At 72.4% G+C, this 26,217-nt stretch carries 22 protein-coding genes and 1 pseudogene; 19 read left to right on the forward strand and 4 right to left on the reverse strand.

The window, feature by feature from the left end:
• The first annotated feature begins 1,340 nt into the window (after positions 1-1,340).
• The 9 genes from recG (at position 1,341) to AB0M28_RS29570 (ending at position 8,874) form a co-directional block, all read left to right on the forward strand.
• The gene (gene recG / locus AB0M28_RS29530; RefSeq protein ID WP_365411600.1) at positions 1,341-3,548 is read left to right on the forward strand and encodes an ATP-dependent DNA helicase RecG; all 2,208 of its coding nucleotides are present in this window, start codon (positions 1,341-1,343) and stop codon (positions 3,546-3,548) included.
• 75 nt (positions 3,549-3,623) lie between these two features.
• Positions 3,624-4,190 carry a 16S rRNA (guanine(966)-N(2))-methyltransferase RsmD gene (rsmD, locus tag AB0M28_RS29535; protein ID WP_365411603.1) on the forward strand — a complete coding sequence of 189 codons (567 nt, stop codon included), beginning with the start codon at positions 3,624-3,626 and terminating at the stop codon, positions 4,188-4,190.
• A gap of 62 nt (positions 4,191-4,252) precedes the next feature.
• Positions 4,253-4,732, forward strand: coding sequence for a pantetheine-phosphate adenylyltransferase (coaD, locus tag AB0M28_RS29540; RefSeq protein ID WP_365411606.1), 480 nt, complete (start codon positions 4,253-4,255; stop codon positions 4,730-4,732).
• A 71-nt stretch (positions 4,733-4,803) separates the two neighbouring features.
• Positions 4,804-5,955 (forward strand): ATP synthase F0 subunit B, encoded by a 1,152-nt coding sequence (locus tag AB0M28_RS29545; RefSeq protein ID WP_365411609.1) that lies wholly within the window; start codon positions 4,804-4,806, stop codon positions 5,953-5,955.
• A gap of 107 nt (positions 5,956-6,062) precedes the next feature.
• Positions 6,063-6,707, forward strand: coding sequence for a DUF177 domain-containing protein (locus tag AB0M28_RS29550; protein ID WP_365411678.1), 645 nt, complete (start codon positions 6,063-6,065; stop codon positions 6,705-6,707).
• Between the two features lie 2 nt (positions 6,708-6,709).
• Complete coding sequence (gene rpmF, locus AB0M28_RS29555; RefSeq protein ID WP_003951102.1) at positions 6,710-6,883, forward strand: 50S ribosomal protein L32; 174 nt, start codon at positions 6,710-6,712, stop codon at positions 6,881-6,883.
• Between the two features lie 23 nt (positions 6,884-6,906).
• Positions 6,907-7,662, forward strand: coding sequence for a ribonuclease III (rnc, locus tag AB0M28_RS29560; protein ID WP_365411612.1), 756 nt, complete (start codon positions 6,907-6,909; stop codon positions 7,660-7,662).
• A 78-nt stretch (positions 7,663-7,740) separates the two neighbouring features.
• Complete coding sequence (mutM, locus tag AB0M28_RS29565; protein ID WP_365411615.1) at positions 7,741-8,616, forward strand: bifunctional DNA-formamidopyrimidine glycosylase/DNA-(apurinic or apyrimidinic site) lyase; 876 nt, start codon at positions 7,741-7,743, stop codon at positions 8,614-8,616.
• A 6-nt stretch (positions 8,617-8,622) separates the two neighbouring features.
• The gene (locus AB0M28_RS29570; RefSeq protein ID WP_365411618.1) at positions 8,623-8,874 is read left to right on the forward strand and encodes a hypothetical protein; all 252 of its coding nucleotides are present in this window, start codon (positions 8,623-8,625) and stop codon (positions 8,872-8,874) included.
• On the opposite strand, the gene AB0M28_RS29575 is transcribed toward AB0M28_RS29570, so the two are convergent.
• Positions 8,858-9,511, reverse strand: a complete 654-nt coding sequence (locus AB0M28_RS29575) for a TetR/AcrR family transcriptional regulator C-terminal domain-containing protein (RefSeq protein WP_365411621.1) — start codon at positions 9,509-9,511, stop codon at positions 8,858-8,860. The two genes, AB0M28_RS29570 and AB0M28_RS29575, sit on opposite strands and share 17 nt — an antisense overlap.
• A gap of 129 nt (positions 9,512-9,640) precedes the next feature.
• On the opposite strand from AB0M28_RS29575, the gene AB0M28_RS29580 reads away from it, so the two are divergent.
• On the forward strand, positions 9,641-10,612 hold the full coding sequence (locus AB0M28_RS29580) for a zinc-binding alcohol dehydrogenase family protein (protein WP_365411624.1): 972 nt from the start codon (positions 9,641-9,643) through the stop codon (positions 10,610-10,612).
• A gap of 499 nt (positions 10,613-11,111) precedes the next feature.
• On the opposite strand, the gene AB0M28_RS29585 is transcribed toward AB0M28_RS29580, so the two are convergent.
• On the reverse strand, positions 11,112-11,390 hold the full coding sequence (locus AB0M28_RS29585) for a hypothetical protein (RefSeq protein WP_365411627.1): 279 nt from the start codon (positions 11,388-11,390) through the stop codon (positions 11,112-11,114).
• Between the two features lie 291 nt (positions 11,391-11,681).
• Between AB0M28_RS29585 and AB0M28_RS29590 the strand changes: the two are divergent.
• Positions 11,682-12,014, forward strand: a pseudogene (locus AB0M28_RS29590) (hypothetical protein); the annotation flags it as partial.
• Here AB0M28_RS29590 and AB0M28_RS29595 read toward each other — a convergent pair.
• A complete protein-coding gene (locus tag AB0M28_RS29595; RefSeq protein ID WP_365411630.1) occupies positions 11,944-12,759 on the reverse strand; it encodes a CAP domain-containing protein in 816 nt (271 codons plus the stop codon). The pseudogene AB0M28_RS29590 and the gene AB0M28_RS29595 overlap by 71 nt on opposite strands.
• A gap of 187 nt (positions 12,760-12,946) precedes the next feature.
• On the opposite strand from AB0M28_RS29595, the gene AB0M28_RS29600 reads away from it, so the two are divergent.
• The 4 genes from AB0M28_RS29600 (at position 12,947) to ftsY (ending at position 18,917) form a co-directional block, all read left to right on the forward strand.
• Positions 12,947-13,246 (forward strand): acylphosphatase, encoded by a 300-nt coding sequence (locus AB0M28_RS29600; RefSeq protein ID WP_365411633.1) that lies wholly within the window; start codon positions 12,947-12,949, stop codon positions 13,244-13,246.
• A 326-nt stretch (positions 13,247-13,572) separates the two neighbouring features.
• Entirely contained in the window at positions 13,573-13,779 is a 207-nt protein-coding gene (locus tag AB0M28_RS29605) for a hypothetical protein (protein WP_365411636.1), read from the forward strand.
• A 289-nt stretch (positions 13,780-14,068) separates the two neighbouring features.
• Positions 14,069-17,629 carry a chromosome segregation protein SMC gene (smc, locus tag AB0M28_RS29610; RefSeq protein WP_365411639.1) on the forward strand — a complete coding sequence of 1,187 codons (3,561 nt, stop codon included), beginning with the start codon at positions 14,069-14,071 and terminating at the stop codon, positions 17,627-17,629.
• Between the two features lie 55 nt (positions 17,630-17,684).
• Positions 17,685-18,917, forward strand: a complete 1,233-nt coding sequence (gene ftsY, locus AB0M28_RS29615) for a signal recognition particle-docking protein FtsY (protein WP_365411642.1) — start codon at positions 17,685-17,687, stop codon at positions 18,915-18,917.
• A 120-nt stretch (positions 18,918-19,037) separates the two neighbouring features.
• Here the strand turns inward: ftsY and AB0M28_RS29620 are convergent, their stop codons facing one another.
• A complete protein-coding gene (locus AB0M28_RS29620) occupies positions 19,038-19,709 on the reverse strand; it encodes a bifunctional DNA primase/polymerase (RefSeq protein WP_365411645.1) in 672 nt (223 codons plus the stop codon).
• Positions 19,710-20,125: 416 nt separating this feature from the next.
• Here AB0M28_RS29620 and AB0M28_RS29625 point away from each other — a divergent pair, with 416 nt between their 5' ends.
• The 4 genes from AB0M28_RS29625 (at position 20,126) to AB0M28_RS29640 (ending at position 26,129) form a co-directional block, all read left to right on the forward strand.
• The gene (locus AB0M28_RS29625; protein WP_365411648.1) at positions 20,126-21,583 is read left to right on the forward strand and encodes a hypothetical protein; all 1,458 of its coding nucleotides are present in this window, start codon (positions 20,126-20,128) and stop codon (positions 21,581-21,583) included.
• Between the two features lie 307 nt (positions 21,584-21,890).
• Positions 21,891-23,243 carry an ammonium transporter gene (locus AB0M28_RS29630; RefSeq protein WP_365411651.1) on the forward strand — a complete coding sequence of 451 codons (1,353 nt, stop codon included), beginning with the start codon at positions 21,891-21,893 and terminating at the stop codon, positions 23,241-23,243.
• Complete coding sequence (locus AB0M28_RS29635) at positions 23,240-23,578, forward strand: P-II family nitrogen regulator (RefSeq protein ID WP_365411654.1); 339 nt, start codon at positions 23,240-23,242, stop codon at positions 23,576-23,578. Before AB0M28_RS29630 ends, AB0M28_RS29635 begins: the two co-directional genes overlap by 4 nt.
• Positions 23,579-23,621: 43 nt before the next feature.
• Positions 23,622-26,129: a [protein-PII] uridylyltransferase gene (locus AB0M28_RS29640; protein WP_365411657.1), complete on the forward strand. Its 2,508-nt coding sequence runs from the start codon at positions 23,622-23,624 to the stop codon at positions 26,127-26,129.
• Positions 26,130-26,217 lie beyond the last annotated feature (88 nt).

Here is a 26,217-nt window from a genome sequence, read left to right on the forward strand (position 1 = left end):
GGCCTCCGCCCCGCCCCCGGGCCCTGCCCGGCCGGGCTTCGGGCCTCCGCCCCGCCCCCGGGCCCTGCCCGGCCGGGCTTCGGGCCTCCGCCCCGGCCCCGGGCCTCGCCTCGCCGGGCTTCGGACCTCCGTCCCGGCGGGTTCCGGGCGGCCACCCGGCCGTTCCAGGACCCGGCCCGGCCGGCTCTCGGCCTCAGCCCCGCCCGTTCCGGGCTGAGGCCGGGCCCGCTGCGAGCTCCCAGCCCGGCACCAGCCGCTTCCTCCCCGGGCCGCCCGGGTCAATCCCGTCCCGGCCAGACCAGCTCGGGCCGTCCCACCCGCAGGGGTGCGGCCCCGATGGGCACGCGGACGACTCCGCTCCGGCCCGGGCTGGCGGCTGGACGGTGCCCGCCTACTTGCTCTGTCTCCCGCCTTCCCCCCGAGGGAACCCCCGTCGCCAGGGTGTGGTCGCGCCCGGGGTGCCGCTCTGTATTCGGGGCACAACCCGGGCGGCAGGGGCCCGCGGCTGGACGGGCCCGCCCGCTCGCCCTATCCCCCGCCCCCGCTTCCCGCCCTCGGGAAGGGATCCCAGCCCGGCGGGGGTCGCGGGTGGGCGGGGACCGCCTCACCTGGTCTCCCGCCCTCCCGGGGAGGGGACCCCCGCCTGCACGGGGTCTCGTTGCGCCGGGTTCTGCTTGCGGGGGCCGGGCCGAGCCCCAGGTGGCGGGAGCACGCGGACGGGCGGCGACCGCCCCTCGCCTCGTCCCCCGCCCTCCCGCGGAGGAACCGCCTGCCGCAGGTGTGCGATGTGAGCGCGCGGGCGGGTTCCGCTCCCGGGCCCGGGGCGGAGCCCAGGGGAGGAGGGGCTGCAGATGGGCGGTGCCCTCCCGCCTCGTCTCAAGCTCTCCCCCCCCGGCGGACCCCCGCCAGGCGCGCGGTCCCGACGTGCCCGGATGGGTTCCGCGCCGGGGCTCTGGGGCGGAGCCCCGGGAAGCAGGGGTCTGCGGATGGGCGGCGACCGCCCCTTCGCACCACCTCCCGCCCCCGCTTCGTCTCCTGCCCTCCCCCCCGGGAGGGGACCGCCCCAACGCAGGCGCGCGGTCCTGCTGCGCGCGCTGGCAGCTTTCGTTTCGGGGGCCTCGGGGCGGAGCCCCGGGAAGCAGGGGCCTGCGGATGGGCGGCGACCGCCCCTTCGCACCACCTCCCGCCCCAGCTTCGTCTCCTGCCCTCCCCCCCCCCGGAGGGGACCCCCGCAGGCGCACACCCCCGCTGCGCGCGCCCGCAGCTTCCGCTTCGGGGGTCGGGGGCTGAGCCCCGAGGGAAGGCGGGCGTGCGGCGGGGTGTCAGTGCGATGGTGTGCAATGGATGACGTGTCAGTGCTGGATGAGCCCCTGAAGAAGACCGTCGGTCCGCCCACCGCGAAGGTGATGGCCGAGCAGCTCGGCCTGCACACCGTCGGAGACCTGCTGCACCACTACCCCCGGCGGTACGCCGAGCGCGGCGAGCTGACCCGCCTCGGCGAGCTGCCGCTCGACGAGCACGTCACCGTCGTCGCCGAGGTGGAGAAGGCCGCGATACTGGGCACCGGCCGCGGCAAACGCCTCGAGGTCGTGATCACGGACGGCGGCGGCCGCCTCACGCTCGTCTTCTTCGGCCGCGGCGCGTTCCACCCGCAGAAGCAGCTGCTGCCCGGCCGCCGCGGCCTGTTCGCCGGCAAGGTCACGGTCTTCAACCACAAACGCCAGCTCCAGCACCCGGAGTTCAAGCTGCTGGACGCCGACAGCGGCGCGCAGGCCGCCGAGGAGTGGGCCAACAAGCTCATCCCGATCTACCCCGCCTGCGCCCGCCTCGCCTCCTGGCAGATCGACCAGGCGCTGGACGTGGTGCTGGGCACGATGGAGGCCACCCGCTGGGAGGGCGTCGTCGACCCCGTGCCGCACACCCTGCGCGAGTCCCGCGGCCTCACCACGCTGCCCGAGGCGCTGACGAAGGTCCACCGCCCCCGTAGCAAGGCGGACATCACGACCGCCCGCGAGCGTCTGAAGTGGGACGAGGCGTTCGTCCTCCAGGTCGCCCTCGCCCGCCGCCGGCTGGCGGACAGCCAGACCCCGGCCGTCCCACGCACACCCAGCCCCGAGGGCATCCTCGCGGACTTCGACGCCCGCCTGCCCTTCACCCTCACCGAGGGCCAGCAGCAGGTCTCCGCCGAGATCTTCGCCGACCTCGCCACCGAACACCCGATGCACCGCCTGCTCCAGGGCGAGGTCGGCTCCGGCAAGACGATGGTCGCCCTGCGCGCCATGCTCGCCGTCGTCGACTCCGGCGGCCAGACCGCCCTGCTCGCCCCCACCGAGGTCCTCGCCCAGCAGCACCACCGCTCGATCACGGAGATGATGGGCGACCTCGCCGAGGGCGGCATGCTCGGCGGCTCCACGCACGGCACGAAGGTGGTACTGCTCACCGGCTCCATGGGCGCCGCCGCCCGCCGCAAGGCGCTCCTCGACCTCGCCACGGGCGAGGCGGGCATCGTCATCGGCACGCACGCGCTGATCGAGGACAAGGTCCAGTTCCACGACCTGGGCCTGGTCGTCGTCGACGAGCAGCACCGCTTCGGCGTCGAGCAGCGCGACGCCCTGCGCGGCAAGGGCAAGCAGCCACCGCACCTGCTGGTCATGACGGCCACACCGATCCCGCGCACGGTCGCGATGACCGTCTTCGGCGACCTCGAGACCTCCGTCCTCGACCAGCTCCCCGCCGGCCGCTCGCCGATCGCCAGCCACGTCGTCCCCGCGGCCGACAAGCCGCACTTCCTCGCCCGTACCTGGGAGCGGGTCCGCGAGGAGACCGAGGCCGGACATCAGGCGTACGTCGTGTGCCCGCGGATCGGCGACGAGGAGCCCGACGCGAAGAAGAAGTCCGCGGAGACCCCGTCCGCCGAGGACCTGGCGGAGAAGCGCCCGCCGCTCGCTGTGGTGGAGATCCTCGAGCAGCTCACGACGGGCCCCCTCCAGGGCCTGCGGGTCGAGATGCTGCACGGCCGGATGGCCCCCGACGCCAAGGACGACGTGATGCGCCGCTTCGCCGCCGGCGAGGTCGACGTCCTGGTCGCCACGACGGTCATCGAGGTCGGCGTGAACGTGCCCAACGCCACGGTGATGGTCATCATGGACGCCGACCGCTTCGGCGTCTCCCAGCTGCACCAGCTCCGCGGCCGCGTCGGCCGCGGCGCCGCGGCGGGCCTGTGCCTGCTGGTCTCGGAGATACCGGAGGGCTCCCCGGCCCGGGCCCGCCTCGACGCGGTCGCCGGCACGCTGGACGGCTTCGAACTCTCCCGTATCGACCTCGAACAGCGCCGCGAGGGCGACGTCCTCGGCCAGGCCCAGTCCGGCGCGCGCTCCTCGCTGCGGATGCTCGCGGTCATCGACGACGAGGAGGTCATCGCGGCCGCCCGCGAGTCGGCGACGGCGATCGTCGCCGAGGACCCGGAGCTCACGGCGTACCCCGAACTGAAGAGCGCCCTGCAGAGCCTGCTGGACGCGGAGCGGGAGGAGTACCTCGACAAGGGCTGACGCCACGACAAGGGCCGGGGCCACGCCCGCATCCCGCCAGGCGCCGCCCCCGGCCCGTCTCCTAGGCTGGACCCCATGACACGCGTGATCGCCGGGACCGCCGGCGGGCGGCGGCTTGCCGTCCCCCCGGGGAACGGGACCCGCCCCACCTCCGACCGGGCGCGCGAGGGTCTCTTCTCCACCTGGGAGTCCCTCCACGGCCCGCTCACGGGGCTGCGCGTGCTCGATCTGTACGGCGGTTCGGGCGCCGTGGGCCTGGAGGCCCTGTCGCGCGGCGCCGCACACGCGCTGATCGTCGAGGCGGACGCGCGCGCGGTCCGCACCATCCGGGACAACGTCCGCGGCCTGCGCCTGCCGGGCGCCGAGGTCCGCGCCGCCAAGGCCGAACAGGTCATCACGGGAGCGCCGCCCGCACAGCCGTACGATCTGGTCTTCGTGGACCCCCCGTACGCCGTCACGGACGACGCCGTACGGGAGATCCTCCTCACACTCCGCACCGAGGGCTGGCTCACGGACGACGCGCTCGCCACCGTGGAGCGCAGTACACGGGGCGGCGAGTTCCACTGGCCGGGCGGTTTCGACGCACTGCGGTCGCGCAAGTACGGCGAAGGCACCCTCTGGTACGGTCGCGCCGCCTCATGACCGACCGGGAGAGCGGGGACGCTCTCGACGGAACGCCACCTCGCACCAGAAAGGCAGGGCTCGTGCGCCGCGCAGTCTGTCCCGGGTCCTTCGACCCGATCACCAACGGACACCTCGACATCATCGCCCGCGCCTCGAAGCTGTACGACGAGGTCTACGTCACCGTGATGATCAACCAGTCGAAGAAGGGCCTGTTCAGCGTCGAGGAGCGGATCGACCTGATCCGCCGGTGCACCGCGGAGTACGGCAACGTGAAGGTCGAGTCGTACCACGGCCTCCTCGTCGACTTCTGCAAGCAGCGCGACATCCCCGCCATCGTCAAGGGCCTGCGGGCGGTCTCGGACTTCGACTACGAACTCCAGATGGCCCAGATGAACCACGGCCTGTCCGGCGTGGAGACCATCTTCATCCCCACCAACCCGCTGCACAGCTTCCTCTCCTCCAGCCTGGTCAAGGAGGTGGCCGCCTGGGGCGGCGACGTCTCCGACCATGTCCCGCCGGTGGTCCAGGAGGCGCTCGCGGCGCGGCTGGCGAGGGACTGAACGGCCGGACGGACTCCCGTGATTCACGTGCCGCTGCACGTGCACGGTGAAAAGCCGTAGAGTCTCCCGTCATGGACGTACAGATGAGGCTCGACGACATCGTCGCGGCCGTTGAGGGCGCCAGGTCCATGCCGATGTCGGCATCCTGCGTGATCAACCGTACCGAGCTGCTCGAGATGCTCGAGGAGGTACGTCAGGCCCTGCCCGGCTCACTCGCCCAGGCCCAGGAGCTGATCGGCGGCCGCGAGCAGCTGGTCGAGCAGGCCCGCCAGGAGGCCGAGCGGATCGTCGAGCAGGCGCACAGCCAGCGCGGTGAGCTGCTCTCGCAGACGGAGATGGCGCGCCGGGCCCAGGAGGAGGCGGAGCGGATCGTCGCCGAGGCCCGCCAGGAGGCCGCCGGTATCCGCGCCGACGCCGACGACTACGTCGACAGCAAGCTCGCCAACTTCGAGGTGGTCCTCTCCAAGACCGTCGGCTCCGTCGACCGCGGCCGCGCCAAGCTGCTCGGCCACGACCCCGGCTTCGACGACGTCGAGGGCTTCGACGAGGCCCCCGAGCGCAGCGCCGACCCGATGGAGCAGCGGCGCCGCGCCGACGACTACATCGAGGCCCAGTTCCGCGCCTTCGAGAACGTGCTGACCAAGACCCTGGAGGCGGTCGGCCGCGGCCGGCAGAAGCTCGAGGGCCGGGTCAAGCCCATCGACGACCTCGCCGCCCACATCGCCGGCCAGGAGGAGGGCCCGGCGATCCCGCACCAGATGTCGGACGACGGCTACCTCGCGGACCTGGCGGCCACCCAGCAGCGCCCGCACCAGGCGGCGGCGCCCGAGCAGGGCGCGATCCCGGACCAGATCCCCGTACCGGAGCAGCCGCAGTACTACGGTCAGCAGCCCGCGGGCTACGGCGGGCAGCAGGGCGGTTACGACCAGCAGACCGGCGGCTACGACCAGCAGACCGCCGGTTACGACCAGCAGTACCAGGACCCGTACGGGGTGCAGCAGCCGCAGTACGCAGACGCTTCCGCCGCCTCCGCCCAGCAGCAGGGCTACGGTCACGGCCAGCAGGACGCGTACTGGCAGCAGCACCAGCCCCAGGGCGGCCACGACGCCCAGGGCGGCTGGCAGCACACCGGCCAGACCGCGGCGCTGGACGAGACGAGCCTCTTCGACACCGGCATGATCGACCTCGAACAGCTGCGCCAATATGATGACCAGGGACGCTGACCCCGTCCCGCCCGCACGGACGGCCCGTCTCCAGATCAGGACGATCCGACTCCGGATTGGGACGAGAAGCGATCGTCCAGTATCCTGAATGTTCGCGTCGCCCTTCCCTGCCCGTATACCGGCGGGGAGTACGAAAGCAGGAAGCTCTGAACGCCCGACTGGATCACCGCGCGCCTCTCGTGTTCGACACACGGGAGCTGGGTCGTCGTCCCGGTGCGATGAAGAAGCTGACCCGCTCCCTGGCGGCCCCCGCCGATCTCGGCATCGAGGTCATCGGGGTGCCCGAGGGCGCTCCCGTCGAGCTGGACCTCCGGCTCGAGTCGGTCATGGAAGGGGTGCTTGTCACAGGCACCGCCCATGCATCGGTGAAGGGTGAATGCGTAAGGTGTCTGGAGCCCATCGAGCAGGAGCTCGATGTGGACTTCCAGGAGATGTACTCCTACCCGGAGTCCGATCACCGGGGTCGTGTCTTCGACACGCAGCCCGATGACGAGGAGTCCGAGCAGGAGACGTACTACCTCGAGGACGACCTGTTCGACCTCGAGCCCGTGCTGCGCGACGCGGTGGTGCTCGCACTGCCGCTGCAGCCGGTGTGCCAGGACGACTGCCCCGGCCTGTGCTCCCAGTGCGGAGCGAGGCTCGCGGACGACCCGGACCACCACCATGAGGTCACCGACATCCGTTGGGCGGCCCTGCAGGATATCGACATCAGCGGTGCCGTCGACGGTGCCGACGAGAACCAGGAGAAGTAGCCGTGGCTGTTCCCAAGCGGAAGATGTCGCGCAGCAACACGCGCCACCGCCGTTCGCAGTGGAAGGCTGCGGTTCCGACCCTTGTGGCGTGCGAGCGCTGCCACGAGCCGAAGCAGCAGCACATCGCGTGCCCGAGCTGCGGCACGTACAACAAGCGTCAGGTCCTCGAGGTCTGACGGGCGAGAGGGATACGGCTGATATGTCGTCCGACAACAAAGCCTCGTCCCACACGCTTCTGGAAGGGCGGCTCGGCTACCAGCTCGAGTCCGCCCTTCTGGTGCGTGCGCTGACCCACCGGTCGTACGCCTACGAGAACGGCGGGCTGCCGACCAACGAGCGGCTGGAGTTCCTCGGTGACTCCGTCCTCGGCCTGGTCGTCACCGACACCCTCTACAACACCCACCCCGAGCTGCCCGAGGGCCAGCTGGCCAAGCTGCGTGCGGCCGTGGTCAACTCCCGCGCGCTGGCCGACGTCGGCCGCGGCCTGGACCTGGGCGCGTTCGTGCGTCTCGGCAAGGGCGAAGAGGGCACGGGCGGCCGCAACAAGGCGTCGATCCTCGCGGACACGCTGGAGGCGGTCATCGGGGCGGTGTACCTCGACCAGGGTCTGGACGCGGCCTCGGAGCTGATCCACCGGCTCTTCGATCCGCTGATCGAGAAGTCGTCGAACCTCGGCGCGGGCCTGGACTGGAAGACCTCCCTCCAGGAGCTCACCGCGGCGGAGGGCCTCGGCGTGCCCGAGTACGTCGTCACGGAGACCGGCCCCGACCACGAGAAGACCTTCACGGCTGCAGCTCGCGTCGGTGGTGTCGCGTACGGCACTGGCACTGGCCGCAGCAAGAAGGAAGCGGAACAGCAGGCGGCGGAGACCGCCTGGCGGGAGATCCGCGCGGCTGCCGACGCGCGCGCGGCCTCCGACTCCGCCTCCGCGGAGGGCGCTTCGGCGTCCGCGTAAGGCGTTCCAGGGCGCCGGCCGTCTCTTCGGGGACGGGCGGCGCCCGTCGGCGTTGTCTCGTACGAAAGAGGGGGACCGGTGCCCGAGCTGCCCGAGGTCGAGGTCGTACGGCGTGGGCTGGCGCGCTGGATCGCCGGCCGCACGATCGCCGAGGTGCAGGTCCTGCACCCGCGCGCCGTACGCCGGCATGCCGACGGCGGCGAGGACTTCAGCGCGGTGCTCAAGGGCCACACGCTCGGTGAGCCGCAGCGCCGCGGCAAGTACCTGTGGATCCCGCTGGCCGGCGAGGGCCGCTCCCTGCTCGCCCATCTCGGCATGAGCGGACAGCTCCTGGTCCGGCCGGAGACGGCCCCCGACGAGAAGCACCTGCGGATCCGCGTCCGCTTCGCGGACACGGCTGACGCGGCGGGCGGCACGGAACTGGAACTCCGATTCGTCGACCAGCGGACCTTCGGCGGGCTCTCCCTCCACCCGGAAACGGCGGACGGCCTCCCGGACGTCATCGCGCACATCGCCCGCGACCCGCTCGATCCCGCCTTCGACGACGACGCGTTCGCGACCGCGCTGCGCCGCAAGCGCACGACGATCAAACGCGCGCTCCTCGACCAGTCCCTGATCAGCGGTGTCGGCAACATCTACGCCGACGAGGCCCTCTGGCGCGCCCGCGTCCACTACGAGCGCGAGACCGCCGGCTTCACCCGCCCCCGCACGGCGGAACTCCTCGGCCACGTCCGCGACGTGATGAACGCGGCCCTGGCCCAGGGCGGCACGAGCTTCGACTCCCTCTACGTCAACGTCAACGGCGAGTCCGGCTACTTCGACCGCTCCCTGGACGCCTACGGCCGCGAGGACGAACCCTGCCGCCGCTGCGGCACCCCCATCCGCCGCCGCCCCTGGATGAACCGCTCCAGCTACTTCTGCCCCCGCTGCCAGCGCCCCCCGCGGGCGCGGTGAGAGGGCGTGGCGACGCCGCCGGTCCACGGCACGCTGCACCACGTCGAGCCCTGGGTACCCGACCTCGAGCGCGCCTCGCACTCCCTGGGCCGGCTGTTCAGCGCCCTGGGCTACGCCCGCTTCCAGACCTGGCCCTCCCGCGCTAGTTGGCGGCTCGGACCGACGTACATCGTCCTGGAGCAGTGCCAGGGCCTCACCTCCGGCCGGCATGACGACGGCTTCGAGGTGGAACTCGTCGCCGTCAGTTCCCCGGCGTGAGCTGTCCGCGCCGGGCGTCGATTCCCGCCAGCACGATCTGCAGGCCCGTCTCGAACCGCGCGTCGAAGTCCCCGAACAGCGCCTCGCCCGCCGCGGCCATCCGCGGCCGTTCCTCCGCGCCGATCCGCTCCGCCCGGGCCGCGGGCTCGTAGCGCTCGTCCGCCTCGCCGGGCCGCGGGTGTACGGCCTGTTCCTCGACGGCGAAGCCGACGGTGAAGCAGTACAGGGTGTTCATCGCCAGCGCCGCGTCCGCCGTGCCGAAGCCCGCCTCGGTCATCAGCGCGAGCCCCGCCTCCATCACGTCGTACATCCGCGCGTCGTCCAGATGCGTACCGCTGAAGACCTTGGCCCCGTCGCGGTGGGCGAGGAGCCCGCGCCGCAGGGCGCGCATGTACGCGGCGGAGTGCTCGCGCCACTGGTCGCCGGTGGCGGGCAGGCCGGCCTCCTCGGCGACATCGAGGAGGACGGTCGTGGCCATGGCGTCGATGAGCGCCTGCTTGTTCTTGAAGTGCCAGTAGAGCGCGGGGGCCTGCACGTTCAGTTCGGCGGCGATCTTGCGGAGGGTGAGCCCGTCGATGCCGGTCGCGTCCATGAGCCGCAGGGCGGTGCGTACGACCAGCTCTCTGTCCAGGGCCATTGGGGGTCCCTCCCTTCCGCTTTCGCGGACCTCACTTTAACGCTGTTCAGCAAACCCCATTGACTCCTTAACGTTGTTAAGTCCATACTCGGAGCGTCGTCAACTTAACGATGTTAAGGAGTGATCGGTATGCGTGCGGCAGTCCTGCACAAGCTGGGGGAGACCCCGAGGTACGAGACGTTCCCCGAGCCCGTCGCCGGCCAGGGGGAGGCGGTCGTCGAGGTGCTCGCGGCGGCCCTGAAGCCCATCGACCGCTGGATGGCGGACGGCTCGCACTACGCGGCGTACCGGGAGTTCCCGGTCGTGGCGGGGGCCGACGGCGTCGGCCGGCTGGACGACGGGCGGCGGGTGGTGTTCTTCGCCCCGGTCCGCCCGTACGGCGGCATGGCGGAGCGGGCGCTGGTCCGCGCGGGCCTGTGGGTGCCGGTGCCCGACGAGGTCGACGACGTCACCGCGGCGGCGGTGGCGAACCCGGGCATGGCGGCGTGGAAGTCGCTGGTGTGGCGCGGCGGCCTCCGCCCGGGCCAGACGGTCCTGGTACTGGGCGCGACGGGTGCCTCCGGCCGGATCGCGGTCCAGCTGGCGAAGCGGCACGGGGCCGGGCACGTCATCGCCGCCGGGCGCAACGAGGCGGTGCTCGCGGAGCTGCGCTCCCTCGGCGCGGACGAGGTGCTCCGGCTCGACGTGCCCGCGCCGGAGCTCGTGGAGGCGTTCTCCGCGTCGGCCGCGGCGCACCCGTACGACCTCGTCCTCGACTACGTCTGGGGCGCCCCGGCCCAGGCCCTGTTCCAGGCCCTCACGAGCCCGGACCTGTTCCCGTCGGACGACCGCGAGCGGATCCTGCACGTGCAGGTCGGCCAGGTCGCGGGCGACGCGATCTCCCTGAACGCGAACACCCTCCGCTCGACGCCCCTGGAGATAGTCGGCTCGGGCACGGGCACGTCACCGTCCCCGGCGGAGGCGATGTCGGCGTTCGGGGCCCTGCTGACGGACGCGGGCTCGGGAGCCATCCGCATCGCGACGGAGGCGCGGCCCCTGTCGGATGTGGGGGCGGCGTGGGGGGAGGGGAGCGGCGGAGCGCGGGTGGTGTTCGTGCCTTGAAGTACCTCGCACGTCCCGGGTTGAGGGCGGGTGTCCACCGTGGGGCCGTGCACCCATTCCACGGACACCTCGCCACCCTCGGTGAGGTCGCCCCGATCCACCATCCGCCTACGCCACAGCGCGGAGGCTCATGTCGTACACCGTGGTGATGCCCGGACGCTGCAGGGCGGCGCCCGTCTGGCCCTCGCGCTCCAGTCGTCCGCGCGTGCGCTGTTCCCGCCGCGGCCCAGCGGCGTCTCCAGCTCGTACCGCCCGCCCAACGTGCGAGCAGGTCTGCACGCACCGCGACGCCGTCGAGCGGTGCCGCAACCCTGCCGGCCAAGCCGGCGCAGGCCCGGCGCGAAGGCTCAATAACCGAAGAAGTGATGGGCCGGGTTGCTGACCTGCGGGGTGGCCTCCAACCGCACCTCTGACCTGCGGGTCGATTGTCAATGGCCGTGAGTGTTGGTCGTTGTTGGCAGACCTCGCACATCCCAGAGACGGCCCCAGGTAGGCCCGACTACGACGCGGGCGCTGCTTCGCCGGCCTCGTCGTCGTCGCCCATGACTTCGATCAGTCTCCGCCGGGCCTCCTCAAGGCGCGTGCCGTAGTCCGGCATGAAGATCTCGGCCAAGGATTTGTCGAGCGTGCCCGCGATCGTGTGCAGCGGAGACCAAACCGATCTGTCTCCCACGATGGCGCTCAATTTGTCGGACTTCATCGTCACGTCGTACAGCCAGTCCGAGAGCACAAACGCTTGATCGCGCGACAGCTTGATAATGATCGGATCTTCGCTCATGGGGGAACCGTAGCGAGAGGTCGGCGGAGCGACTTTTGGACTGGAGCTGCCATGGGGCGGGAGATCACGAGGCCCTAAGCTGACCCGCGATCGGGCTGGCTTCCTGGCCTGCCCACAATGCCCGATCGGGCCTCGTGATCTTAGGGTCCCGCCCCATGGTGGCTGTCTAAAAGTCGTGGACCCGACCGGACCCGGCCCGATCGGTTCTCCTCGGACTGTCGGCTGTCGTCGCGTGCGGGCCGACTTGATCACCGCTTGTGGAAGCCCGCGCTTCGCGCCGCCGGCGTCCCCGCTACGCGGGAGAACGGGATGCGCGCGCTGAGGCACTTCTACGCTTCGGTCCTGTTGGATGCGGGGGAGAGCATCAAGGCCCTGAGTGAGTACCTCGGCCACCATGACCCGGGCTTCACCCCGCGGACGTACACACATCTCATGCCGTCCAGCGAGAGCCGAACGCGGGCCGCCGTGGATCGCGCGCTGGGAACTCCCGGCCACACAGAAGACGGCCGGACGCGGCCCAAGAGGCTGGATAGGCCCCTGACCTGCGGCTATATCAATAACCGAAGTCCTGCGTCCACCAAGGACCGCCGTCCGCCAGGTACACGCCCACGCCGAGGGTTTTGAAGTCGCAGTTCAGGATGTTCGCCCGGTGGCCCTCCGAGGCCATCCACGCGTCCATCACCGCCTGGGCGTCGTTCTGGCCCCGGGCGATGTTCTCGCCGCCGAGGTTCGAGATGCCCGCGGCCTCCGCGCGCTCCCAGGGGTCGTCGCCGTCGGGGTCGGTGTGGTCGAAGAAGTCCCGCTGGGCCATGTCCGCGCTGAAGTCGCCGGCCAGCTTCGCGAGGGCCGTGTCCGCCGTGAGCGGCTGGCAGCCGGCCTTCGAGCGCTCCTGGTTGACGAGCTTCAGGACCTCCGCCTCGATCGCGGCCGTCGTGTCCGCCGGCTTGGGGGCCGGCTTCGTCGCCTGCGGGGCCTTCGTCGTGGGGGCGGGCGCCGCCGTCGTGGGGGCGGGGGCCGCCGTCTTCTGCTCGGTCGTCTTCTTCGGCGCAGGCGCGGGCGCCTTCGTCGAAGGCGAGGCCGACGGCTTCGGCGAGGTCGTCGAGGGGGAGGAGGACGGCGACGGGGACGCCGACTCGCTCGTCGGCGACTGGCCGGCCGTCTGGCTCTCCAGGGACGCGCTGTCGCCCGCCTCTATTCGGTCGCCGCCCGAGTCCCCGTCACCCCCGCCGCTGCCCACGACGGCCGAGCCGCCGAGCGCGAGCGCGCCGACGGCGACCGCCGCGGAGGCGCCCAGCATTCCGGCGCGGGCGGGGCTCTGCCTGCGGTGCTGCCCTCTGCCCGCCGGACGGCCCCCCTCGTGCGTCACCACGGAAACAGATCCAGTAGTGTCTGCGGAGCGTCGGTGGCGTCCCATCCGGCTCATTCCTCACGCGGCTTGACGTCAATTGCAGTCATGACCATCACTCACACGAGTGATAATTCATTGACCCGCGACTCTAACCCATCCCGGCATCCCCGATGCCGATGTCGAGCAATTGTCCGGATAGCGTGGGGTTGTGAACGAACCTGAGAGCGCAGTGCCCGAGGTGCGGCTGACCGCGTGGATTCGCGGCCGTGTCCAGGGAGTTGGCTTCCGCTGGTACACCCGGGCCACCGCGCTGGAGATCGGCGGGCTGGCCGGCTTTGCGACGAATCTCACTGACGGCCGGGTGCAGGTGGTGGCCGAGGGGCCCAAGGAGTCCTGTGAGCGGCTGCTGGCGTGGTTGACAGGTGCCGACACGCCCGGGCGGGTCGACGGGGTGACCGAGATCTGGGACTCGCCGCGCGGCGGTTATCCGACTTTCGAGATCCGCTGACTGCCCCCTGCAGTTATCCCCGTACGGTAGGGGTGACCTGCTGGTTGCCAACTCGGCCCGGCCATGGAAGGCTGCCCCCGACCGACTGGTCCACACGCCCCCCGGCGCGCCTGCCTGCCCTGCGCCCGCGGATACGGGGCGTGATCGTGTTGACCGTCAAAGTATTTGGTGAGACGCTGGAAGCCCGCGCACCCTAGCTGTTTGCGATGCCCTCCGGGCTCAGGTCGCACCTGATCACACAAGGGGCAGAGGCGGACAACCGCGGGTGCCTATCCCTCACGACCCACACCGCTCGGTCGGTCACTCAGTGTGGAGGACCTTCAATCATGGCAAAGGCGCTTCTCGGTTACGTCGGCGGCACCGATCCGCGACTGATCGCCGAGATGCGACGGCTGCAGCAGCGTGTCCAGGACCTGGAGCATGAGCTCGTACGCATCCAGGCCGAGAACGACATGCTCGCCGCCGCCGCCCATCACGGCGACATGGTGCTCGACAACGTCGACGTACCCCAGGCGGAGCCTGCGCTCACCTGACAGATCTCCTGTCAGCGTGTTCGATAACCGCTTGAGGATTGCTGCAAGGGACGCTTCGGCGTCCCTTCGTCGTTTCCGGACCACATCGTCGTGGTCTCCGGGAAACCCTTGATCGTCGGGGGCAGTTGACGAAAGCGCTCGGCGCGGAGATGTTTCCTCCACCGCAGGGTGGTGACCCTTACAACTGATGTGCCCTGCACGTTACCCGGTGAAACGGGCAAGAGCGATAGAGTCTCCGGCACCGTCAGGTAAGCAGTCCTATCGATTCATCGCCGGAGGAGAGCTCAGCGTGCACCTCAAGAGCCTCACCCTCCGGGGCTTCAAATCCTTCGCGTCCGCCACCACCCTGCGCTTCGAGCCGGGCATCACCTGTGTGGTCGGACCCAACGGCTCCGGGAAGTCCAACGTCGTCGACGCCCTGTCCTGGGTGATGGGCGAGCAGGGGGCGAAATCCCTGCGCGGCGGAAAGATGGAGGACGTCATCTTCGCCGGCACCACCGGCCGCCCCCCGCTGGGCCGCGCCGAGGTGTCGCTGACGATCGACAACTCCGACGGCGCCCTGCCGATCGACTACGCCGAGGTGACGATCACCCGGATCATGTTCCGCAACGGCGGCAGCGAATACCAGATCAACGGCGACACCTGCCGGCTGCTGGACATCCAGGAACTGCTCTCCGACTCCGGTATCGGCCGCGAGATGCACGTCATCGTCGGCCAGGGCCAGCTCGACTCCGTCCTGCACGCCGACCCGATGGGCCGCCGCGCCTTCATCGAGGAGGCCGCCGGCGTCCTCAAGCACCGCAAGCGCAAGGAGAAGGCGCTGCGCAAGCTGGACGCCATGCAGGCGAACCTCGCCCGCGTCCAGGACCTCTCCGACGAGCTGCGCCGCCAGCTCAAGCCGCTCGGCCGGCAGGCCGCCGTCGCCCGCAAGGCCGCCGTCATCCAGGCCGACCTGCGCGACGCGAGGCTCCGGCTGCTGGCCCACGACCTGGTCTCCCAGCGCGAGGCGCTCGCCGCCGAGGTCGCCGACGAGGCCGCCCTGAAGGAGCGCAAGGAGGCCGCCGAGGCCGCCCTCACGGCCGCCCGCGAACGCGAGGCCGCGCTGGAGGCCGAGGTCCAGGCCCTCACCCCCCGGCTGCGCGAGGCCCAGGCCACCTGGCACGAGCTGGGCCAGCTCGCCGAACGCGTCCGCGGCACCGTGAGCCTCGCCGAGGCCCGCGTCCGCAGCGCCACCTCCGCCCCCGCCGAGGAGCGCCGCGGCCGCGACCCGGAGGACATGGAGCGCGAGGCGCAGCGCGTCCGCGAGCAGGAGGCCGAGCTGGAGGCCGCCCTGGAGGCCGCGCAGCGCGCGCTGGAGGACACCGTCTCCCACCGCGCCGAGCTGGAGCGGCAGCTCTACGACGAGGAGCGCCGGCTCAAGGACGCCGCCCGCGCCATCGCCGACCGCCGCGAACGCCTCGCCCGGATAAGCGGTCAGGTCACCGCCGCCCGCGGTCGCGCCGCCTCCGCCCAGGCCGAGATCGACCGCCTCGCCACCGCCCGCGACGAGGCGCAGGAACGTGCCGTCACGGCCCAGGAGGCGTACGAGACGCTCAAGGCCGAGGTCGACGGCCTGGACGCCGGGGACGTGGAGCTGGCCGAGGAGCACGAGACGGCGAAACTCGCCCTCGCCGAGGCCGAGTCCGCGCTCACCGCCGCCCGCGAGGCCGCCACCACCGCCGAGCGCAGGCGCGCCGCCACCCAGGCCCGCCACGACGCCCTGGCGCTCGGCCTGCGCCGCAAGGACGGCACCGGCACCCTGCTGGAGGCCACCGACCGGCTCTCCGGCCTGCTCGGCCCCGCCGCCGAACTCCTCACCGTCGCCCCCGGCCACGAGATCCCCGTCGCCGCGGCCCTGGGCGCCGCCGCCGACGCGGTCGCCGTCTCCGGCCCCGGCTCCGCGGCCGACGCCCTGCGCCTGCTGCGCAAGCACGACGCCGGCCGCGCCGCCCTGCTCCTCGCGGGCGCCCCGCACGAGGAGTCGCAGTCGTACGGCGAACTCCCCGGGGCCGCCCGCTGGGCCGCCGCGCTGGTCTCCGGACCGGACGAACTGCTGCCCGCGGTACGCCGGCTGCTGAAGGACATCGTCGTCGTCGGCACCCTGGAGGACGCCGAGGACCTCGTCTCCGGCCACCCGCGGCTGACCGCCGTCACCGCCGAGGGCGATCTGCTCAGCGCCCACTACGCCACCGGCGGCTCGGCCGGCGCGCCCAGCCTGCTGGAGGTCCAGGCCTCCGTCGACGAGGCCGCGGCCGAACTGGCCGAGCTCGACCAGCGCTGCCAGGAGCTGGAGGACGCCCAGCACACCGCCGCCGAGGTCCGCCGCGCGTGCGCCGCCCGGGTGGAGGAGCTGGGCTCCCGTCGTAGCGCCGCCGACCGGGAGAAGTCCAAGGTCGCCGGAGAGCTCGGCCGTCTCGGCGGCGCCGCCCGCGCCGCGGCCGGCGAGGCCGAGCGGATGGGGGCGGCCGTCGCCAAGGCGGAGGTGGCCCTCGTCCGTGCCACCGAGGAGGCGGCGGAGCTGGGGGAGAGGCTCGCCGTCCTCGAGGAGACGGACGTCGAGGAGGAGCCCGACTCCACCCTGCGTGACCGGCTCTCCGCCGACGGCGCCAACGCCCGCCAGACGGAGATGGAGGCCCGCCTCCAGGTCCGTACGCACGAGGAGCGCGTCAAGGGCCTCGCCGGCCGCGCCGACGGCCTCGACCGCGCCGCCCGCGCCGAACGCGAGGCCCGCGCCCGCGCCGAGCAGCGCCGGGCCCGCGCCCGGCACGAGGCGGCCGTCGCCACGGCCGTCGCGCACGGCGCCCGGCAGCTCCTCGCCCACGTCGAGGTCTCCCTGGCCCGCGCCGAGCAGGAGCGCGCCGGCGCCGAGCAGGCCCGCGCCGTCCGCGAGCAGGAGCTCGTACGGCAGCGCAACGCCGCCCGCGAGATCAGCCAGGAACTCGACAAGCTCACCGACTCCGTCCACCGCGGCGAGGTCCTCGGCGCCGAGAAGCGGCTGCGGATCGAGCAGCTGGAGGGCAAGGCGATGGAGGAGCTCGGCGTCGAGCCGGTCGCCCTCATCGGCGAGTACGGCCCCGACCAGCTCGTCCCGCCGTCCCCGCCCGCCGAGGGCGAGAAGCTCCCCGAGGACCCGGAGCACCCGCGCAACAAGCCGGTGCCCTTCGTCCGCAGCGAGCAGGAGAAGCGGCTGAAGGCCGCCGAGCGGGCGTACCAGCAGCTCGGCAAGGTCAACCCGCTCGCCCTGGAGGAGTTCGCGGCGCTGGAGGAGCGGCACAAGTTCCTCAGCGAGCAGCTGGAGGACCTCAAGAAGACCCGCGCCGACCTGCTCCAGGTCGTCAAGGAGGTCGACGAGCGCGTCGAGCAGGTCTTCACGGAGGCCTTCCACGACACGGCGCGCCAGTTCGAGGGCGTCTTCTCGCGGCTGTTCCCGGGCGGCGAGGGCCGGCTCATCCTCACCGACCCCGACGACATGCTGCACACGGGCGTCGAGGTCGAGGCCCGTCCGCCGGGCAAGAAGGTCAAGCGCCTGTCGCTGCTCTCCGGCGGCGAGCGCTCCCTGACGGCGGTGGCGATGCTGGTGTCGATCTTCAAGGCCCGCCCCTCGCCCTTCTACGTGATGGACGAGGTCGAGGCCGCCCTCGACGACACCAACCTCCAGCGCCTGATCCGGATCATGAAGGAGCTGCAGGAGTCCTCCCAGCTCATCGTGATCACGCACCAGAAGCGCACGATGGAGGTCGCGGACGCGCTGTACGGCGTGTCGATGCAGGGCGACGGCGTGTCGAAGGTGATCAGCCAGCGGCTGAAGTAGCGGGCGCCGGCAGCGGGGCGTCTTTCCCGGCGGCTCAGCCATACTGGGTTGCGTTATGGAAATCCTCATCCTCATCATCGCCATCGCCGTGGTCGCGGTGGGCGCCGCGAGCGGCCTCGTCATCAGCGGGCGTCGCAAGAAGGCGCTGCCGCCCCCGAGCGAGACCCCCACCATCACCGCGCCCCCCGCCGAGCCCCGGCTCGGCGAGGAGGCGAGGCCCGCGGCCGAAGAAGACGTCCGGCGCACCATCGAGGAGGTCGAACTCCCCGAGGCGCAGGAGGTTCAGGCCCCCGTCGAGACCGAGGCGCCGGTCCCCGACATCGAGGCCGCGCCCGAGATCGAGGTGCCCGCGCCGACCGCCGGCCGGCTGGTGCGGCTGCGCGCCCGCCTCGCCCGCTCGCAGAACGCGCTGGGCAAGGGCCTGCTCGGCCTGCTCTCCCGGGACCACCTCGACGAGGACACCTGGGAGGAGATCGAGGACATCCTCCTCACCGCCGACCTCGGTGTCGTCCCGACGCAGGAGCTCGTGGAGCGGCTGCGCGAGCGCGTGAAGGTCCTCGGCACCCGCAGCCCCGAGGAGCTCCGCGCCCTGCTGCGCGAGGAGCTGCTGCACCTCGTCGGCACCGACCTGGACCGCACCGTGCACACCGAGCCCGGCATCACCGCCGACGGCTCGGAGGTCCCCGGCGTCGTCCTCGTCGTCGGTGTCAACGGCACCGGCAAGACCACCACGACCGGCAAGCTGGCCCGTGTCCTCGTGGCCGACGGCAAGTCCGTCGTCCTGGGCGCCGCCGACACCTTCCGCGCCGCCGCCGCCGACCAGCTGCAGACCTGGGGCGAGCGCGTCGGCGCCCGCACCGTGCGCGGCCCCGAGGCCGGCGACCCGGCGTCCGTGGCGTTCGACGCGGTCAAGGAGGGCATCAGCGAGGGCGCCGACGTGGTGCTCATCGACACCGCGGGCCGGCTGCACACCAAGACCGGTCTGATGGACGAGCTGGGCAAGGTCAAGCGCGTCGTCGAGAAGCACGGCCCGGTGGACGAGGTGCTGCTGGTGCTCGACGCGACGACCGGCCAGAACGGCCTGGTCCAGGCGCGTGTCTTCGCCGAGGTCGTGGACATCACCGGCATCGTGCTCACCAAGCTCGACGGCACCGCCAAGGGCGGCATCGTGGTCGCGGTGCAGCGCGAGCTGGGCGTCCCGGTCAAGCTGGTGGGCCTCGGCGAGGGCCCGGACGACCTGGCCCCGTTCGAGCCGGAGGCGTTCGTGGACGCCCTGATCGGCGACTGAACCCGCTGACGCACACAGGGGGCGGTACGGCTGATAGCCGTACCGCCCCTGCGCCGTGAGCGCACCGCCTTCCGAGCGGAACCCCACCACAACGCCCAGGGGCGGAGCCCCCAGAAGCCTTTACGTCGCGACCGCCACCCGGTGGCAGAAGTACGCCAGCGTCCCCAGCAGCATCCGGGCCGGCGGCAGCCCCTCCCCGGTCTCCAGCGACGGCGGGCGCAGCCACCGCACCGGCCCGAGCCCGCGGTGGTCCGACGGCGGCGCCGTGATGTGGTCGCCGGCGCCGAGGCAGCGCAGATCGAGGTCGGCGTCGTCCCATCCGGTGCGGTACAGGAGCTGGGGGAGCTCCGCCGCGGCACCGGGGGCGACGAAGAAGTACGCGCGGCCCGCGGGCGTCGCCGACACGGGTCCGAGCGGCAGCCCCATCCGCTCCAGCCGGACCAGCGCCCGCTGACCGGCCACCGTGCTGACCTCCAGCACGTCGAACGAACGCCCCACCGGCAGCAGCACCGAGGCGCCCGGCGTACGCGCCCAGGCCGCCGTGGCACCGTCGAGCGTGGTGCCGGCCGGCACCACCGACGCGTACTCCAGCGGGTGGTCGCCGGGGGAGAGGCAGCTTTCGCGGCCGCAGGAGCACTCACCGCGCACCAGCCGGGCGCCGGCGACCACGTCCCAGCCCCACAGCCCGGTGTACTCGGCGACCGCCGTGCCCTCGAAGGAGCGGCTGCGCCGGGCCGGCCGCGCCGGTCTCGTCGCGCGGAAGTCGCGGATGCCGCCGATTGTGAAGCCCATGCCCCCTCCAACGGGTCTCCCGGGCCGATGGTTACTGTCCCCGCTCCGCACGGGAAGACTTCAACCACCGGCAGATCCTTACGTACAGCATCTTGTCGGTAACTCAGCGTCGCCGGGAGGCGCCTCCGAGGCGTGCGGTGGCGAAAGGGGGTGGCGTACGGAGCGACACGCGCCGTTTCGCGCCCCACTGCAACCGGCCCTCGAAGTGCCCTTGTCAAGTCAACCGTGCGAAGCCAGAGGGATGTTCACTCCTAGGGGTGGCGAATGGTGGCGTTTCAGGGATCGCGCTCGCCGTGGAGGTGATCGTAGGATTACTTTCAGTGCACAGGCCCAGCCGGTATGCGTCAGGTGACTATGCCGGAGGCAAGACAAACGCCGCGGGCCGCAGCAGGATGGGGGCCATCGACGTGGGCGGCATGAGCAGCAGCCAAGGCGGCGCTGACAAGCGCCCCAATGATGCGCTGACCTCGTGGTTCATGCGCAGCGGCTGGTCCAAGGGCGAACTCGCCCGCCAGGTCAACCGGCGGGCCCGCACCCTCGGCGCGCACCACATCAGCACCGACACCTCCCGCGTACGCCGCTGGCTGGACGGGGAGAACCCGCGCGAGCCCATCCCGCGCATCCTCTCCGAACTGTTCTCCGAGCGCTTCGGGTCACCGGTCAGCGTCGAGGACCTCGGCCTGCGCGCCGCCCGGCCCACCCCCGCCGGCAGCGGCGTCGACCTGCCCTGGGCCGCCCCGCAGACCGTGCAGATGATGAGCGAGTTCTCGCGCAGCGATCTGATGCTCGCGCGCCGCGGCTTCCTCGGCAGCTCCCTCGGCCTGTCCGCCGGCCCCGCGCTCATCGAGCCGATGCAGCGCTGGCTCGTCCCCACCCCGACCCTGCCCGGCGACTCCGCGCCGCTCCCCGCCCCCGGAGCCGGCCGGCCGCACCGGCTCTCCGCCCCCGAGCTCGAACTGCTCGAGTCCACCACGACGATGTTCCGGCAGTGGGACAACCAGTGCGGCGGCGGCCTGCGCCGCAAGGCCGTCGTCGGCCAGCTGCACGAGGTGACGGACTTACTCCAGGAGTCGCAGACCACCGACGTCACCCGCCGGCTCTTCCGCTCCGCCGCCGAACTCGCCCAGCTCGCCGGGTGGATGAGTTACGACGTGGGCCTGCAGCCCACCGCCCAGAAGTACTTCGTGCTCGCCCTGCACGCCGCCAAGGAGTCGGGCGACAAGCCGCTGGGCGCGTACATCCTCTCCAGCATGAGCCGCCAGATGATCCATCTGGGCCGCGCCGACGACGCGCTGGAGCTGACCCACCTCGCGCAGTACGGCAGCCGTGACAACGCCACCCCCCGCACCCAGTCCATGCTGTATGCGATGGAGGCCCGGGCGTACGCCAATCTCGGCCAGCCCGACCGCTGCCACCGCGCGGTGCGGATGGCCGAGGACTGCTTCTCCGACATCGCCACCGGTGACGACGAGCCGGGCTGGATCCGGTTCTTCAGCGAGGGCGAGCTGTGCGCCGAGAACGCCCACTCCTACCGCGATCTCGCCTATGTGGCCGGCCGTTCCCCCAAGTACGCGGCCCTCGCCCGGCCGCCGATGCAGCGGGCGGTGGAGCTCTTCGCCGGCCAGCCCCTCTACGCCCGGTCGTATGCGCTGAACCTCGTCGGGATGGCCACCGTGCACCTGCTGGAGCGCGAGCCCGAGCAGTGCGCCGTCCGTACCGGTGAGGCCATCACGCTCGCCCGCAGCGTCCGCTCCGAGCGGGTCAACACCCGCATCCGGACCACGGTGGACGCCGCCCTGCGGGAGTACGGGCAGGTGGCCGACGTGGTGCGGCTCGCCGACCGGCTCCAGCAGGAACTCCCGGAGACCGCCTGACGGCTCCGGCCCGCGCCCCGGTCGCGGCGGCGGCCGCAAACTGCCCGACTCGGCAACCCCCACGCCAGGTCAACCAGGCCCCGCCGCGACCGGTCACCCCCGAGGGACCCCGAGAGTACGCCGCGCCAAGGCGCCACAGCGGCGGTTCACCCCCTCGTAACACCGTGTGTGTGTTCGTCACGGCCGCGAAACATCAGGCGGCAACGGCTGAAACCGCGCTGCGCCAACTTAAGGGCGCATACCGGCCCACCCGTTCTACCGCTCAGCTGTTCGCCCGCACGGGCCGCACGACGACGAGGAGACGCCGATGCCAACAGGCATCACGCTGGCCGCAGCAGCCCCGACGCTGTCTGCCGCCAACACGGGATTCATGCTCATCTGTTCCGCCCTGGTGATGATCATGACGCCGGGCCTGGCCTTCTTCTACGGAGGCATGGTCCGGGTCAAGTCCGTACTCAACATGCTGATGATGAGCTTCATCAGCCTGGGCATCGTCACCATCCTGTGGGTGCTCTACGGCTTCAGCATGGCCTTCGGCACCGACAAGGGCGGCATCGTCGGCTGGGACAACGACTTCGTGGGCCTCAGTGGGCTCGGGATCGTCGAGCTCTGGGACGGCTACACCATCCCGGTGTACGTCTTCGCCGTCTTCCAGCTGATGTTCGCGATCATCACGCCCGCGCTGATCAGCGGCGCCCTGGCGGACCGGGTCAAGTTCTCCGCCTGGGCCCTCTTCCTCGCCCTGTGGGTCACCGTCGTCTACTTCCCGATCGCCCACTGGGTGTGGGGCGCCGGCGGCTGGGCCTTCGATCTCGGCGTGATCGACTTCGCCGGCGGTACCGCGGTGCACATCAACGCCGGCGCCGCCGCCCTCGGCGTGATCCTGGTGATCGGCAAGCGCGTCGGCTTCAAGAAGGACCCGATGCGGCCGCACAACCTGCCGCTGGTGATGCTGGGCGCCGCCCTGCTGTGGTTCGGCTGGTTCGGCTTCAACGCCGGCTCCTGGCTCGGCAACGACGACGGCGTCGGCGCGGTGATGTTCGTCAACACCCAGGTCGCCACCGCCGCCGCCATGCTCGCCTGGCTCGCGTACGAGAAGATCCGCCACGGCGCGTTCACCACCCTGGGCGCCGCCTCCGGCGCGGTCGCCGGCCTTGTGGCCATCACCCCGTCGGGTGGTTCCTGCTCCCCGCTGGGCGCCATCGCGATCGGCGCGGTCGCCGGTGTGCTGTGCGCCATGGCCGTGGGCCTGAAGTACAGGTTCGGCTACGACGACTCCCTCGACGTCGTCGGTGTCCACCTGGTCGGCGGTGTCGTCGGCTCCCTGCTCGTCGGCCTCTTCGCCACCGGCGGCGTGCAGTCCACCGCGCAGGGCCTGTTCTACGGCGGCGGGCTCGACCAGCTCGGCAAGCAGGCGGCCGGTGTCGGCGCGACCCTTGCGTACTCCCTGGTGGCCTCCGCCATCCTGGCCTTCCTCATCGACAAGACGATCGGGATGCGGGTCAGCGAGGACGTCGAGGTCGCCGGCATCGACCAGGCCGAGCACGCCGAGACCGGCTACGACTACAGCGGCGTCGGCAGCTCGGCGGGTGTCTCCACCGCGCTCCCGGCCCCGGCCCCCGCTGCCCAGGACGCTACGAGCAAGAAGGTTGACGCATGAAGCTGATCACGGCAGTCATCAAGCCACACCGCCTCGACGAGGTGAAGGAGGCCCTCCAGGCCTTCGGCGTACACGGCTTGACCGTCACCGAGGCCAGCGGATACGGCCGCCAGCGCGGCCACACCGAGGTCTACCGCGGCGCGGAGTACACGGTCGACCTCGTGCCGAAGGTCCGGATCGAGGTCCTCGTCGAGGATGATGACGCGGAGCAGCTCGTCGACGTGGTGGTCAAGGCCGCCCGTACCGGCAAGATCGGCGACGGCAAGGTGTGGTCCGTCCCGGTCGAGACGGCGGTGCGGGTACGCACCGGCGAGCGCGGCCCCGACGCGCTCTGACCGGAGCGCCGCGAAAGACGGAGAACAGGCAGGAGTACGGCGGGTGACCGAAGGCCTCGAAGCGAAGACCTCGAAGACCTCCACGACCGAATCGGACGCGGCTCCCGCCAGCTACGCGGCGGCCCGGCTGAGCCTCCTCACCGAGGGTGCTCAGTCCGGGCCGCCGCGCCGTGCCGGGCTCGCCGCGGTCACCGACCGGTGGCTGGCGGCGCTGCTGCACACCGCCGCAGACGAACCCGACGCGACCGCCGTCAGGGGCCTGTCCCTGGTGGCCGTCGGCGGCTACGGGCGGGGCGAACTCTCGCCCCGCAGCGACCTCGACCTGCTCCTGCTGCACGACGGCTCCCGCAAGGCGGCCGCGATCGCCGGGATCGCCGACAGCATCTGGTACCCGGTCTGGGACCAGGGCCTGGCCCTGGACCACTCGGTACGGACCGTCGGCGAGGCCCTCACCACCGCCGGCGAGGACCTCAAGGTCCAGCTCGGCCTCCTCGACGCCCGCCATATCGCGGGTGACGGCGCGCTGACGGCCGGACTGCGCAGCACGGTCCTCGCCAACTGGCGCAACCAGGCCCCCGACCGCCTCCCGGAGCTCCTGGAGATCGGGGCCGCGCGCGCCGAACGCCACGGCGAGCTGCAGTTCCTGCTCGAACCCGACCTCAAGGAGGCCCGCGGCGGCCTGCGCGACATCACCGCCCTGCGCGCGGTGGCCGCGTCCTGGCTCGCCGACGCCCCCCGCGAGGGCCTGGAGCGCGCCCGCACCTGGCTGCTCGACGTACGCGACGCCCTCCACCTCGCCACCGGCCGCGCCACCGACCGGCTCTCCCTGCAGGACCACGACCAGGTCGCCGCCGACCTCGGCCTGCTCGACGCCGACACCCTGCTGCGCGAGGTGTACGAGGCGGCGCGCACCGTCTCCTACGCCTCCGACGTCTCCTGGCGCGAGGTCGACCGGGTGCTGCGCGCCCGCGCCGCCCGCCCCCGGCTGCGCACGCTGCTGGGCCGCGGCGGCGCCCAGTCCCGTACACCCGTCGAGCGGGCCCCGCTCGCCGAGGGCGTCGTCGAGCAGGACGGCGAGGCGGTGCTCGCCCTCAGCGCCCGCCCCGACCGCGACCCGGTGCTCGTCCTGCGCGCTGCCGCCGCGGCCGCCCAGGCGGGGCTGCCGATGTCCCGCCACGCCGTACGCCGGCTCGCCGCCACCGCGAAACCGCTGCCCGTACCGTGGCCCGCCGAGGCGCGCGAGCAGCTGGTGACGCTGCTCGGCGCGGGGGAGCCCGCCGTCGGGGTGTGGGAGGCGCTGGAGGCCGAGGGCATCATCACCAAACTGCTGCCCGACTGGGAGCGGGTGCGCTGCCGCCCGCAGCGCAACGCCGTCCACCGCTGGACCGTCGACCGCCACCTCGTCGAGGCCGCCGTCCAGGCCGCCGCCCTCACCCGCCGCGTCGGCCGCCCCGACCTGCTGCTCGTCGCCGCGCTGCTGCACGACATCGGCAAGGGCTGGCCCGGCGACCACTCCGTGACCGGCGAGACCATCGCCCGGGACATGGCCAAGCGGATGGGCTTCGGACCGGCGGACGCCGAGACGCTCGCCCTGCTCGTACGGCACCATCTGCTGCTCATCGAGACCGCCACCCGCCGCGACCTCGACGACCCGGCGACCGTGCAGGTGATCACGGACGCCGTCCGCGACGTGGGCACGCTGGAGCTGCTGCACGCCCTGACCGAGGCGGACGGGCTGGCCACCGGGCCGGCCGCCTGGTCGACCTGGCGCAGCTCGCTGGCCGCCGATCTCGCCAAACGGGCGGCGGCCGTGCTCGCCGGGGCCGCCGAGGTGGCCCCCGCCTCCGCCGCCGCGCCCACCGCCGACGAGGAGCGGATGGCGATCGAGGCGTGGCGCACCGGCTCCCCGGCGCTCGCCCTGCGCGCCCGCTCCGAGGAACTGCTCGGCGACGAGGACGGCCCGCGGCCGGTGGGCGTCGAACTGCAGATCGCGCTGCCCGACCAGGCCGGCGTCCTGGCGGCCGTCGCCGGGGTCCTCGCCCTGCACCGCCTCGCGGTACGCGCGGCGGAGCTGCGGCCCCTGGACCTGCCCGAGCTGATCACGGGGTCCACCAGCCGGGTGCTGCTGCTGAACTGGCGGGTCGCTGCGGAGTACGGCTCCCTGCCCGAGGCCGGCCGGCTGCGCGCGGACCTCGTCCGGGCGCTGGAGGGCTCCCTCGACATCCAGGCCCGGCTCACGGAACGGGAGCGTGCCTACCGCCCGGGCCGCCGCCGCGGGGTCGCGGCGCCCGCGCCGCGGGTGACGGTGGCGCGGGGCGGCTCGTCGCTGGCCACGGTGCTGGAGGTGCGCGCGCAGGATGCCCCGGGGCTGCTGCACCGGATCGGACGGGCGCTGGAGGCGGCGGGGGTGCATGTGCGGTCGGCACACGTGAGCACGCTGGGCGCGAACGCCGTGGACGCCTTCTACGTCACCGGTCCCGACGGCGGCCCGCTCGGGGAACTGGAGGCCGCCGAGGTGGCGCGGACGGTGCAGGGGGTGCTGACGCGGTGACCGCGCACCGGGCGGGGACCACCGCCTTGCACCGGCCCGATACCCTGGAGGGCGACCCACTTCTGAGTCCCCCGAGCTGAGGATCGAC

Source organism: Streptomyces sp. NPDC051940 (genome assembly GCF_040680895.1).
Classification (GTDB): domain Bacteria; phylum Actinomycetota; class Actinomycetes; order Streptomycetales; family Streptomycetaceae; genus Streptomyces.

What these genes read in the sequence shown, in the direction of transcription:
- recG (WP_365411600.1), top strand. Translation starts at nt 1,341, where the DNA reads ATGGATGACGTGTCAGTGCTGGATGAGCCCCTGAAGAAGACCGTCGGT.
- rsmD (WP_365411603.1), top strand. Translation starts at nt 3,624, where the DNA reads ATGACACGCGTGATCGCCGGGACCGCCGGCGGGCGGCGGCTTGCCGTC.
- AB0M28_RS29545 (WP_365411609.1), top strand. Translation starts at nt 4,804, where the DNA reads ATGGACGTACAGATGAGGCTCGACGACATCGTCGCGGCCGTTGAGGGC.
- rnc (WP_365411612.1), top strand. Translation starts at nt 6,907, where the DNA reads ATGTCGTCCGACAACAAAGCCTCGTCCCACACGCTTCTGGAAGGGCGG.
- AB0M28_RS29575 (WP_365411621.1), bottom strand. Translation starts at nt 9,511, where the DNA reads ATGGCCCTGGACAGAGAGCTGGTCGTACGCACCGCCCTGCGGCTCATG.
- AB0M28_RS29580 (WP_365411624.1), top strand. Translation starts at nt 9,641, where the DNA reads ATGCGTGCGGCAGTCCTGCACAAGCTGGGGGAGACCCCGAGGTACGAG.
- AB0M28_RS29585 (WP_365411627.1), bottom strand. Translation starts at nt 11,390, where the DNA reads ATGAGCGAAGATCCGATCATTATCAAGCTGTCGCGCGATCAAGCGTTT.
- AB0M28_RS29605 (WP_365411636.1), top strand. Translation starts at nt 13,573, where the DNA reads ATGGCAAAGGCGCTTCTCGGTTACGTCGGCGGCACCGATCCGCGACTG.
- ftsY (WP_365411642.1), top strand. Translation starts at nt 17,685, where the DNA reads ATGGAAATCCTCATCCTCATCATCGCCATCGCCGTGGTCGCGGTGGGC.
- AB0M28_RS29620 (WP_365411645.1), bottom strand. Translation starts at nt 19,709, where the DNA reads ATGGGCTTCACAATCGGCGGCATCCGCGACTTCCGCGCGACGAGACCG.
- AB0M28_RS29625 (WP_365411648.1), top strand. Translation starts at nt 20,126, where the DNA reads ATGAGCAGCAGCCAAGGCGGCGCTGACAAGCGCCCCAATGATGCGCTG.
- AB0M28_RS29630 (WP_365411651.1), top strand. Translation starts at nt 21,891, where the DNA reads ATGCCAACAGGCATCACGCTGGCCGCAGCAGCCCCGACGCTGTCTGCC.
- AB0M28_RS29635 (WP_365411654.1), top strand. Translation starts at nt 23,240, where the DNA reads ATGAAGCTGATCACGGCAGTCATCAAGCCACACCGCCTCGACGAGGTG.